10 protein-coding genes are annotated in these 12,077 nt (G+C 65.7%); all 10 read right to left on the bottom strand.

Translation table 11 applies throughout. From position 1 onward, the window contains the following. Positions 1–116 precede the first annotated feature (116 nt). Positions 117–2,948: a phosphoenolpyruvate carboxylase gene (gene ppc / locus CH273_RS19155; RefSeq protein ID WP_032398010.1), complete on the bottom strand. Its 2,832-nt coding sequence runs from the start codon at positions 2,946–2,948 to the stop codon at positions 117–119. A 51-nt stretch (positions 2,949–2,999) separates the two neighbouring features. Continuing rightward, positions 3,000–3,233 (bottom strand): preprotein translocase subunit SecG, encoded by a 234-nt coding sequence (gene secG, locus CH273_RS19160; RefSeq protein ID WP_032398009.1) that lies wholly within the window; start codon positions 3,231–3,233, stop codon positions 3,000–3,002. A 112-nt stretch (positions 3,234–3,345) separates the two neighbouring features. Continuing rightward, positions 3,346–4,131 carry a triose-phosphate isomerase gene (gene tpiA, locus CH273_RS19165; protein WP_032398008.1) on the bottom strand — a complete coding sequence of 262 codons (786 nt, stop codon included), beginning with the start codon at positions 4,129–4,131 and terminating at the stop codon, positions 3,346–3,348. 3 nt (positions 4,132–4,134) lie between these two features. Beyond that, the gene (locus tag CH273_RS19170) at positions 4,135–5,346 is read right to left on the bottom strand and encodes a phosphoglycerate kinase (protein ID WP_032398007.1); all 1,212 of its coding nucleotides are present in this window, start codon (positions 5,344–5,346) and stop codon (positions 4,135–4,137) included. Positions 5,347–5,351: 5 nt separating this feature from the next. Continuing rightward, entirely contained in the window at positions 5,352–6,371 is a 1,020-nt protein-coding gene (gap, locus tag CH273_RS19175; RefSeq protein ID WP_032398006.1) for a type I glyceraldehyde-3-phosphate dehydrogenase, read from the bottom strand. Between the two features lie 120 nt (positions 6,372–6,491). Beyond that, complete coding sequence (whiA, locus tag CH273_RS19180; RefSeq protein WP_032398005.1) at positions 6,492–7,475, bottom strand: DNA-binding protein WhiA; 984 nt, start codon at positions 7,473–7,475, stop codon at positions 6,492–6,494. Next, the gene (locus CH273_RS19185; RefSeq protein ID WP_032398004.1) at positions 7,466–8,491 is read right to left on the bottom strand and encodes a gluconeogenesis factor YvcK family protein; all 1,026 of its coding nucleotides are present in this window, start codon (positions 8,489–8,491) and stop codon (positions 7,466–7,468) included. Before CH273_RS19185 ends, whiA begins: the two co-directional genes overlap by 10 nt. Then, positions 8,488–9,438 carry an RNase adapter RapZ gene (gene rapZ, locus CH273_RS19190; protein ID WP_371828397.1) on the bottom strand — a complete coding sequence of 317 codons (951 nt, stop codon included), beginning with the start codon at positions 9,436–9,438 and terminating at the stop codon, positions 8,488–8,490. Before rapZ ends, CH273_RS19185 begins: the two co-directional genes overlap by 4 nt. Further along, positions 9,438–11,528 carry an excinuclease ABC subunit UvrC gene (gene uvrC / locus CH273_RS19195; RefSeq protein WP_032398449.1) on the bottom strand — a complete coding sequence of 697 codons (2,091 nt, stop codon included), beginning with the start codon at positions 11,526–11,528 and terminating at the stop codon, positions 9,438–9,440. The genes rapZ and uvrC overlap by 1 nt, the downstream gene beginning before the upstream one ends. 71 nt (positions 11,529–11,599) lie before the next feature. Further along, complete coding sequence (locus CH273_RS19200) at positions 11,600–12,058, bottom strand: PH domain-containing protein (protein WP_032398448.1); 459 nt, start codon at positions 12,056–12,058, stop codon at positions 11,600–11,602. Positions 12,059–12,077: the final 19 nt, after the last annotated feature.

The following is a 12,077-nucleotide window of genomic DNA, read 5'->3' on the forward strand; positions in this document are numbered from 1 at the left end:
CTACCGTTCGCACGGTAGGCGGATCCGTCGCGCCAGGCATCGGTGTCGTTGCTGCACTGCCTCATACCTCGTTGGACGCTTCTCGCCGCCGACCGGTTCCGCGCCCCTCGTGCGGGTCAGCCGCTGTTACGCAGTGCCGTCGCGAGACCGTTCATCGTCAGCAGGATTCCTCGCTTGACGCGTTCGTCGTCGTCCCCGTTTCGGTAGCGCCTGAGCATCTCGACCTGCATCTGATTGAGCGGCTCGAGGTACGGGAATCGGTTGTGCACGGAGCGTTCGAGAGACGGATTGTCTTCGAGCAGTCGACTGTGACCGGTGATCTTCAGGTACATCCGCACCGTCGTGGCGTGCTCGGCCTCGATCATGCCGAAGATCCGAGCCCGGAGATCGGCGTCGGGAACCAACTCGGCGTAGCGAGCCGCGATGCCCAGATCGGACTTGGCCATGACCTGCGCGAGGTTGGACAGAACCGTCTGGAAGAACGGCCACTTCCGGTAGAGGTCGGTCAGCACCTCGAGCCTGGAATCGTCGTCGCCGACCCACTCCTCGAACGCCGATCCGGTTCCGTACCACCCGGGCAACATCACGCGGCACTGACTCCACGACATCACCCAGGGAATGGCACGCAGGTCGTACACCGAGTTGGTCGGCTTCCGCGATGCCGGACGGGAGCCGATGTTCAGCTCCCCTACCTCGGCAACGGGAGTCGACGTTCGGAAGTACTCGACGAAACCTGGCTCCTCGTGCACCAGACGGCCGTACGCTGCACGTGCCTTGGCGGCCAGATCGTCCAGAATGTCGTACGCGGCTTCGGCACCGTCCCCGAGGCCCTCGACGTCGAGCAGAGTCGATTCGAGAGTTCCGGCAACCAGGGACTCGAGGTTTCGTCGCGCCAAGGACGGCTCCGCGTACTTCGCTGCAATGATCTCGCCCTGCTCGGTCAGACGCAGGGATCCCTGCACCACACCGGGCGGCTGCGCCAGGATCGCGTCGTAGCTCGGACCGCCGCCGCGGCCGACCGTGCCACCGCGACCGTGGAAGAGCCGCAACCGGATCCCCGTCTTGCGCGATGCCTCGAGTAGATCCAACTCGGCGCGATACAGCGCCCAGTTGGCCGCGAGGTATCCACCGTCCTTGTTCGAGTCGGAGTACCCGAGCATGACTTCCTGGTTCATGCCGCGACCGGCGACCAGCGCGCGGTAGATCGGAACGTCGAGCGTGGCCAGCAGAGTCGCCGCGCCCTGCTGGAGGTCCTCGATGGTCTCGAACAGCGGAACGACACCGACGGTCGAGGTCGGTGCCGAACCGTCGGTGCCGGGGTCGAAGATGCCTGCCTCCTTGAGCAGCAACGCCGCTTCGAGCATGTCGCTGACCGACTGGCACATGCTGATGATGTAGTTCTGGATGGTGTCGGGGCCCAGGTGGTCGATGGCCTCCTTGGCCGCCCTGACGATGCCCAGTTCCTTCGTCGCGAGCTCACTGAGCTGCGCGTTGGGGCCGACTAGCGGCCGCCTGGTCGCGAGTTCCCGCGACAGCACCGACACCCGCTCGTCCTCGCCGAGGGACACGTAGTCGGGGTGAACACCGGCCCAGGCCAGCAGCTCGGCGACCACCTCTTCGTGGGTCTCGGAGTTCTGCCGCATGTCCAACGCCTGCAGATGGAATCCGAACGTCTCGACCGAACGTCGAAGCCGGAGCAGTCGATCGTCGGCGATCAACGCGTCACCGTCCGCACGAAGTGCCCGGTCGATGATGTCGAGGTCGTCGAGGATGTCCTGCGGGCCGTCGTACTTCTGCGCTCCGAGGTCGATGCCGGAGACCGGTACGGCGTCGAGCACCGCCTCGGCGGTGGCGGTGAGCCGAGCCCGGATGCCGACCACCGCGACCCGATATGGTTCGTCCGATCGGCGGTCGTCCGGTTCGGCCGATGCGCCGGCCAGAGCCGCGAGCTCCTCGGTGACATCCACCAGGCGCGCGGACATCGACAGTTCCTTCTCCAGCGCGACCAGCTCGTCCAGGTAGTGCTCGAACGCTACGTAACCCGCCTGATGTGTCGCAGTGTGCACCACGTCGGCGGTGACGTTCGGATTGCCGTCGCGGTCGCCGCCGATCCAGGAACCGGGGCGAAGGATGGGGCGCGGCAGTAGATCGTCCTCGGGCCACCGTGCGCGCAGCGCGGCACGCACATCCGCATTGAGGGCAGGCATGACGTCGAACAGAGACGACTCGAAGTAACGGAGGCCGACCTCGATCTCGTCCTGAATTCGCAACCGCGACAACCGAATCAGAGCTGTCTCCCACAGGGTCAGTACCTGCCTGCGGATCTGCACGTCGATGGCGGCCAGTTCCTTGGCCGCGCTGGCGGCCTTGCCCTCGACCGCCGCAGCGGCGACATCGCGGCGACGCATCAGCTCGGTGATCTTCGATTGCACGTCGAAGATGGTCCGTCGACGTGTCTCGGTGGGGTGCGCTGTGATCACCGGGGCGACCAACGCATCGGTGAGAGCGGCTGCCACCTGCTCGCGCGACGGTGCCGCGGCATCGATCTTGAGCCAGGTGGCGTCGAGGCTGCTGTCCTGCGGCGGATCCTGGCGGTCGAGGTGAATCGCGCGGCGACGTTCGCGGTGCAGGTCCTCGGCGAGATTGGCCAGCAGCGAGAAGTGACTGAACGCGCGAATGAGTGGAACTGCCTGTGCCACTTCCACATCGGTGTAACGTCCGACCGAATCGTCACGCTCGATCTCGGATCTGCGTACCGCGAAGGATTCGACGCGCGCTGCCTCGATCAGGTCGAAGACGTCCTCGCCCTCGTGCTCGCGAATGATCTCGCCCAAGATACCGCCGAGATAGCGGATGTCCTCACGGAGAGGCTCTGTCAACTCTCGACCCTGAGCTGTCGGTGGGACGAAGGCTGGGGAACCGACTGACTCGTAGGAGGATTCGCTCATCCACCCAGTATCGTCGCTCCGTCACCAACTCGCACTCGGAGCCGAATTCGATCAGGTGTACTTGATCTCCAGACCGATACCGAGGATGGCGATGAGCCAGATGATGCCGGTGAAGACCGTGAGGCGATCGAGATTCTTCTCGACGACGGTCGAACCGGAGAGGCTGGACTGCACTCCGCCACCGAACAGGCTGGACAATCCGCCGCCCTTGCCGCGATGCAGCAGGATCAGCAAGATCAGTGCCAGGCTGGTGATGACCAGCAGAATATCCAGAAACAGATCCATGTCCACCTCAAACTCGATTCGATGCCTTCAGCAGCCTACCTGGCCCCGTGAACGGCTTCGGACACCCCGCCGAAGCGAGGTGCCCGAAAACCGTTCGTCGTAGCGTTGCCGATCAGGGCAGGGGTCCTCCTGCAGCGATGGCCGACAACGTGGCGAACTCGTCGGCCTTGAGCGAAGCGCCACCGACCAGTGCGCCGTCGACATCGGGCTGACCGACGATCTCGCCGACGTTCTTCGCGTTGACCGATCCGCCGTAGAGCACGCGTACGCCTGCGGCGACCTCGCCCGAGGAGAGCGACTTCAACTCCTCGCGGATGGCGCCGCACACTTCCTGAGCGTCCGACGCGGACGCGACCCGGCCGGTTCCGATCGCCCACACCGGCTCGTAGGCGATGACGACCTTCGAGATGTCCTCGGCCGACAGTCCGTCGAGTGACCCGCGGAGCTGCGCGACGTTGTAGGCCACGTGCTCGCCCGCCTCGCGGATGTTCAGACCCTCGCCGATGCACACGATCGGAGTCAGTCCGTTCTTCAGCGCCGCCTTCGTCTTGGCGAGCACGACGGCGTCGTCCTCGTTGTGCAACGTGCGTCGTTCGGAGTGACCGACGACGACGAAGGTGCACCCCAGCTTGGCCAGCATCGATCCGCTGATCTCGCCGGTGAACGCACCCTTGTCCTCGGACGAGACGTCCTGCGCACCGTAGGTGAGCAGGAGCTTGTCGCCCTCGACCAGAGTCTGGACGCTCCGGATGTCGGTGAACGGCGGGATCACCGTGACATCGACCTTGTCGAAGTACTTCTCGGGCAACGAGAATGCGATCTTCTGCACCAGCGAGATGGCCTCGAGGTGGTTGAGGTTCATCTTCCAGTTGCCCGCGATGAGCGGCTTACGTGCCATGCGTTACGCCTCCAGGACGGATAGGCCGGGGAGCTGCTTGCCTTCGAGGTATTCGAGGGATGCACCGCCGCCGGTGGAGATGTGCGAGAAGCCGTCGTCGGGCAGTCCGAGGGTGCGCACCGCAGCCGCGGAGTCTCCGCCACCGACGACGCTGAACGCGCCCTTTTCGGTGGCTTTGATGATTGCTTCCGCGATGCCCTTGGTGCCGGCCGAGAACTTGTCGAACTCGAACACTCCTGCCGGTCCGTTCCAGAAGACGGTCTTCGCATTCGAGAGCACGACAGCGAAACGACTGACCGAGTCGGGTCCGATGTCCAGGCCCATCCAGCCGTCCGGAATCTCGGACGCCTTGACGGTCTTCGCCTCGGCGTCCGCCGCGAACTTGTCTCCGACGACGATGTCGACGGGCAGGTGGATCACGTCGCCGAAGCGCTCGAGCAGGTCCTTGCAGACCCCGATCTGATCCTCCTGCAGCAACGAGTTGCCGACCGAATATCCCTGCGCGGCAAGGAAGGTGAACGCCATGCCGCCGCCGATCACGAGGGTGTCGACCTTGGGGGCCAACGCCTCGATGACGCCGAGCTTGTCCGAGACCTTGGAGCCGCCGAGCACAACCGCGTACGGACGCGCAGCGTCCTCGGTGAGCTTGGCCAGCACCTCGACCTCGGCAGCGACGAGGGTGCCCGCGTAATGGGGCAGCAGCTGCGCCACGTCGTAGACCGACGCCTGCTTGCGGTGCACGACGCCGAATCCGTCGGAAACGAACGCCGCGTCGTCGCCGGCCAGAGCCACCAGCTCGCGAGCCAGGGCAGCTCGCTCGGACTCGTCCTTGCTGGTCTCGCGCGGATCGAAGCGAATGTTCTCGAGCAGCAGTACGTCGCCGTCCGTCAGACCCTCGGCGCGAGCCTCGGCGTCCTGACCCACGACGTCGCCCGCGAGCTGAACATGGCGTCCGAGCAGCTCGCCGAGTTTCGCGGCGACCGGAGCCAGGCTGTACTTCGCGTCGGGCTTACCGTCGGGACGACCGAGATGCGCGGTGACGATGACCTTGGCACCGGCCTCGACCAGAGCCTCGAGAGTCGGGATCGACGCCTGGATACGGCCGGGATCGGTGATCGTGCCGTCCTCGAGCGGGACATTGAAGTCCGATCGCACGAGGACGGCACGGCCTTCGACACCGGCATCGAGCAGATCCTGCAGTGTCTTGACAGCCATCGGTGTCAGAGGGACTTGCCGACGAGACCGATGAGGTCGGCGAGGCGGTTGGAGTAGCCCCACTCGTTGTCGTACCAGGAGACGATCTTGACCTGGTCGTCGATGACCTTCGTCAGCGGCGCGTCGAAGATCGACGAGTGCGGGTCGGTGACGATGTCCGAGGACACGATGGGATCGGTGTTGTACTTCAGGATGCCCTTCAGCGGTCCCTCGGCAGCTGCCTTCATCGCGGCGTTGATGTCGTCGGCGGAGGCCGACTTCTTCAGCAGCGCGGTGAGGTCGGTGACCGAGCCGGTGGGGATCGGAACCCGGAGCGCGTAGCCGTCGAGCTTGCCCAGCAGCTGCGGGAGCACCAGGCCGATGGCCTTGGCTGCGCCGGTGCCGGTCGGCACGACGTTCAGAGCCGCAGCGCGAGCGCGACGCAGATCGCTGTGCGGGCCGTCCTGCAGGTTCTGATCCTGTGTGTACGCGTGGATCGTGGTCATCAGTCCCGAGACGATGCCGAACTCGTCGTCGAGAACCTTGGCGATGGGGCCGAGGCAGTTGGTGGTGCACGACGCGTTGGAGATGATGTTCTGGCTGCCGTCGTACTTGTCGTCGTTGACGCCCATCACGATGGTGATGTCCTCGCCCTTGGCGGGCGCGGAGATGATGACCTTCTTCGCACCGGCGTCGATGTGACCCTGGGCCTTCGCAGCGTCGGTGAAGATGCCGGTGGACTCGACGACGACGTCGACACCCAGGTCACCCCACGGAAGTGCGGACGGGCCCTCGCGCAGCGACAGTGCCTTGATCTTCTGGCCACCGACGACGATGGTGTCTTCGCCCTCGAGCGAGACATCGTGCGGCAAACGGCCCAGGATCGAGTCGTACTTGAGCAGGTGTGCGAGCGATGCGTTGTCGGTCAGGTCGTTGACAGCAACGATTTCGATGTCGGTGGTACCGAGCGCCTTCTGCGCGTCGACAGCCCTGAAGAAGTTACGCCCGATGCGGCCGAAGCCGTTGACGCCTACCCGGATCGTCACTGTTCGCTCCTAAAAGTTGTGAAAACAGATGTCTGATTGTGCCTGCGTGCGGGGTGCCACACGCGGTTCCCACCCTAGTGTGCGCGCAGGCAGAGCGCGCGCATCACGTGATCGGACCGATCACGCCTCGTCGAGCAGCTCGGCGGTGACCGCGGACTCGGTGTCGGGAATTCCGGTTTCCTTGGCCTTGCGATCGGCCATGGACAGCAGGCGTCGAATTCGGCCGGCCACGGCGTCCTTGGTCATCGGAGGGTCGGCCAACTGGCCCAGTTCCTCGAGTGACGCCTGCCGATGCTGGACTCGGAGCGATCCCGCTGCGGCCAGATGGTCCGGCACGTCGTCGCCGAGGATGTGCAGGGCGCGCTCGACTCTCGCTGCGGCGGCGACGGCGGCCCTGGCCGAGCGGCGCAGGTTGGCGTCGTCGAAGTTGGCGAGCCGGTTCGCAGTGGCTCTGACCTCGCGTCGCATGCGTCGTTCTTCCCAGATCAACCGGGTGTCCTGTGCTCCCATGCGGGTGAGCAGGGCTCCGATGGCCTCGCCGTCGCGGACGACCACTCGATCGGTGCCGCGGACCTCACGGGCCTTCGCGGCCACTCCGAGGCGGCGGGCGGCTCCGACGAGCGCGAGCGCCGCCTCCGGTCCGGGGCAGCTGATCTCCAGGGCCGAGGACCTGCCCGGTTCGGTGAGCGAGCCGTGCGCCAGGAATGCGCCCCGCCATGCTGCCTCGGAATCCCCCACCGTGCCGCCGACGACCTGTGCGGGGAGGCCGCGAACCGGGCGTCCCCGCAGATCCAGCAGGCCGGTCTGGCGGGCCAGCGCTTCGCCGTCCTTGGCCACTCGGACCACGTACCGCGAGGTCTTGCGTAGCCCGCCTGCACCGAGCATGTGCACGTCGGAGGAGTAGCCGTACAGCTCGAAGATCTCCCGCCGCAGCCGTCTCGCAATGGACCCGAGGTCGACCTCGGCTTCGACCACCACCCGGCCCGCCACGATGTGCAGTCCACCGGCGAATCGCAGCAGTGCGGACACCTCGGCCTTGCGGCAACTGACCTGGCTGACGGTCAGCCTGCTCAGCTCGTCCTTGACCTCCGCTGTCATGGCCACGAAGTGATCCCCTCTCTGCGTGCGGCAGTCGGTGCGGTGCCGCCGGTGGGCGACACGATGGAGCCGAGAGCCGCGGCAAGCTTGCCGTAATGATGTGCGTGGGTGCCGTTTTCGGCAACGTCGACGTAGACGACCTCGGCACCGAGCCGGGCCGCAGCCCGCGCCACGTGCTCGCGGTTGCTGCCTTCCGGGACCGAGGCGGAATCGACCAACACGTAGTCGATTCCCAAATCCGGTGCGTGTTGGGAGAGTACGTGGACATGGCGCTCGGCGGAGAATCCGGTGGTCTCACCGAGTTCGGGGGCCAGGTTCAGCACCAGTACCTTCGGCGCGCTCGTACGGGCCAGCGCGGTGAGCTGATCCGGCACCAGTACGTGCGGGATCACGCTGGAGAACCACGATCCCGGTCCGAGCACCACGAGGTCAGCCTTCTCGATCGCAGCGAGTGCATCCGCGGACGCCGGCGGTTCGGGGGGAAGCAGCCGAACGCGGCGAACCTTGCCGGGAGTCGTCGCCACCGCCACCTGTCCGCGAATGACGCGGCTCACGCGCGGATCGTCCTCGAGACCGGAGACGTCGGCCTCGATGTCGAGTGCGATCGGCGACATCGGAAGCACTCGTCCGTCGATTCCGAGCATCCGCACCATCTCGTCCAGTGCGGCGATCGGGTCGCCCAGTACCTCGGTGAGGCCGGCGAGGATGAGGTTGCCCACCGAGTGCCCGGCCAGCGCGCCCGTGCCACCGAAGCGGTGCTGGAGGACGTCGGTCCACAGCTGTGTTCGCTCGTCCGAGCGTGCCAGCGCGGCCAGCGCCATGCGCAGATCCCCGGGCGGAATGACGCCGAGCTCGGCCCGCAGACGTCCCGAGGATCCCCCGTCGTCGGCGACCGTGACGATGGCGGTGACGTCGTGACCGAGCAACCGGGCCGCCGACAGCGTTGCGTACAGGCCGTGACCGCCTCCGAGTGCGACGATCCTGGGGCCCGATACCGGTACTTCGGTGTCGACCTCGCTCATTCGCGACCCAGATCCCGATGCAGCACCCGCACCGACACATCACCCTGATCGGCGAGAATCGCGGCCAGTGCCTCGGTCATCGCAACACTCCGATGTTTCCCTCCGGTGCAGCCCACAGCCACCGTCATGTATCTCTTGCCTTCCCGCACGTATCCCTCGATCGTCAGATTCAGCAGATGCGTGTACGTCTGCAGGTAGTCGCGTGCCCCGTCCTGCCCCAGCACGTAATCCCGGACGTCCGCGTCCTGGCCGGTGTGTTCGCGCAGCTCCGGAACCCAATGGGGATTGGGCAGAAAGCGAACGTCGCAGACCAGGTCGGCGTCCATCGGCAGGCCGTACTTGAAGCCGAACGACTGCACGGTGACCCCGACGCCGGTGGTGTCGGACTCGCCGAACACCGTCTCGATCTTGCGCCGCAATTGATGCACCGACAGGGATGTGGTGTCCACGGTCAGATCCGCGGCCGCCTTGACCTGGGCGAGTCGCAACCGTTCGGCGGTGATGCCCTCGGTCAAGGTTCCGTCCTGACCGTCGTTCTGCAGAGGATGGCTGCGCCGGTTGGACTCGAATCGACGGATCAGCACGGCGTCGGACGCGTCGAGGAAGAGCACTCTGTTGCGCACGCCCTTGGAATCGAGTTCTTTGACCACCCAGCCCAGATCGCCGGTGAACAGGCGACTTCGAACGTCCATCACCAGCGCCAGTCGCTCGATTCTGGGCTTGGACTCGCGGCCGAGATCGACCATCTTGGAGATGAGCTCCGGCGGTAGGTTGTCGGCGACGTACCAGCCGAGATCCTCGAGAATCTTGGCCGCCGTGCGCAATCCTGCTCCGGAAACCCCGGTGACCAACGCCACTTCGATCTCGTCGTGCCGCGACTCCCCCGCGGAGGGCTGTTCGAGATGGTCTTCGGACGGTGGGTGTCTCTGTGTCTGGTGTTCGCTCACTACGAAGCCTGTCCCGCCGATTCCACGCGCGGTGCGATCGCATGTTCCGCCGTGTTCTCGCCCGATGTCGTTGCAGTTGCGCTGCCATCATCGCCTACATCGGCGTCGTCCGTGCCGGAACCCAGTGCGGCCAGCACCGACTTGGCTGTGGTCTCTCCGATCCCGGGCACCTCGACGATCTCCGCGACCGTCGCACGCTTGAGGTTGGCGACGGAACCGAAGTGTGCCACCAGTGCCGTTCGACGCGACTCGCCGAGTCCGCGAACCGAATCCAGAGCCGAGGCCGTCATGCGTCGCGATCGCTTGCTGCGATGGAACGTGATCGCGAACCGGTGCGCTTCGTCGCGAACCCGTTGGAGCAGGTAGAGCGACTCGCTCGTACGCGGAAGGATCACCGGATCCTCCTCCCCCGGAACCCATACCTCCTCCAGCCGCTTCGCCAGACCGACCACGGCCACGTCGGTCACGCCGAGCTCGTCCAGCACGGCCGCGGCAGCGGCCACCTGAGGGGCACCGCCGTCGACGACGAACAGATTGGGTGGATACGCGAATTTGCGCGGTCTGCCGGTCTGTGGATCCAACGCCGCTTCGGGGGCGAGATCGCCTCCGGTCCCCTCGGCCGAACCGTCCGCGGAGTGCCGTAGGAACCGGCGACGGGTCACCTCGGCGATGCTCGCCACGTCGTCGGAGTGCCCGTCGCCTGCCGCTTCCTTGATCGCGTAGTGGCGGTAGTCGCTCTTGCGGGGCAATCCGTCCTCGAAGACGACGAGCGAGGCCACCACATCGGTTCCCTGCACGTGGGAGATATCGATGCACTCGATGCGCAGCGGTGCCGAATCCAGATCGAGTGCCTCCTGAATACCCTGCAGCGCAGCCGATCTCGATGTGAAGTCGCCCGCGCGCTTGAGCTTGTGCTGCTGCAGGGCTTCCTTGGCGTTGCGTTCGACGGTCTCGGCCAACGCCTTCTTGTCGCCGCGCTGGGGAACACGCAGAGTCACGTTCGAGCCCCGAAGTTCACTGAGCCAGGCCTGAACCTCGTCGGCGTTGTCCGGCAGGACCGGAACCAGCACTTCCCTCGGGACGGCGTTGGAACCACCGTCGTCACCGCCCGGTGCCTGTGCGGACAGGGCGGCCTGCTCGCCGTAGAACTGCGTCAGGAACTGCTCGACCAGAGCGGGCAGATCGGCCTCGTCCTGGCGTTCGATCACCTCTCCTGCCTTCTCCACCACCCAGCCGCGTTGCCCGCGCACGCGGCCGCCTCGGACGTGGAAGACCTGAACGGCAGCTTCGAGGGCGTCGGTGGCGAAGGCGACGAGATCGGCGTCGGTGCCGTCGCCGAGCACCACCGCCTGCTTCTCCAATGCCCGACGCAGCGCACCGACGTCGTCTCGCAGACGTGCGGCGGTCTCGAAATCCAGGTCCTCGGATGCAGCCTGCATCTTCTTCTCGAGCTGACGCACGAGCTTGTCCGTCTTTCCGGCCAAGAAGTCACAGAAGTCCTCGACGGTCGCCCGATGCTCCTCGGCGCTGACCCGTCCGACGCACGGTGCCGAGCACTTGTCGATGTAGCCCAGCAGGCAGGGCCGGCCGATCTGATTGTGGCGCTTGAAGACTCCGGTCGAGCACGTGCGCGCGGGAAATACTCGCAGCAACAGATCCAGCGTCTCGCGAATGGCCCACGCGTGCGCGTAGGGGCCGAAATAGCGGACACCCTTGCGCCGGGGTCCGCGGTAGACGAACAACCGAGGAAACTCCTCGTTCATCGTCACCGCGAGCATCGGATAGCTCTTGTCGTCGCGGTAACGGACGTTGAACCGTGGATCGAATTCCTTGATCCAGTTGTACTCGAGTTGGAGGGCCTCGACTTCGGTGGTCACCACGGTCCACTCCACCGATGCCGCGGTGGTGACCATCTGGCGAGTACGCGGATGCAGCGAGGCTATGTCTGCGAAGTAGGAATTGAGTCGACTGCGGAGGCTCTTGGCCTTTCCCACGTAGACGACGCGGCCGTGCGGATCGCGAAATTTGTACACCCCCGGCTCCACCGGGATGGTTCCGGTGGCCGGGCGGTAGGTAGCGGGGTCGGACACGGCATCCACGTTAGCCGTCGGGTCCGACGTTCTCCGCATCCGCAGCTCAGCCGCGGTGCGGAGGTAGGACGTCAGTCCCGATCGACCGGGATGTCCGGAACGGAGGCGGCGGGCGCGTAAGTGCGTTCGAGAGTGCGGAACTTTCGTACGGCCGCGACCGCATGGTCACGATCGTTGGACTGGATGGCCATCACGTTGATGAACTCGTCGTCGGGAATGTCGATCCTGGCCCACATGGCTCCTTCGGGGAAGGACAGACCACGCACCAGATCCCATTCGATCAGACGCTCCGACAACAGGTTCCGCACCGCGACACCTGCAGGCCCGACGCGAATGCGCGGGCGCGTCAGCACGAGCGCCAGGCCTCCCAGAAGAAGTCCGATACCTGCCATCGCCAGTTGGTCCGCGGTTCTGAAGTACACCCCGGTCGGCGAGACCCTCAGCAGGACGGCGACGGTCGAATGCGCCACCACGAGCAACACCGCCGTCGCGATGGCGTAGCGAGCCGACTTGCGCGACTTCACCACCATGTCCCACTCGGCGGACGGT

The organism is Rhodococcus sp. 05-339-2, from assembly GCF_002258965.1.
Classification (GTDB): Bacteria; Actinomycetota; Actinomycetes; order Mycobacteriales; family Mycobacteriaceae; genus Rhodococcoides.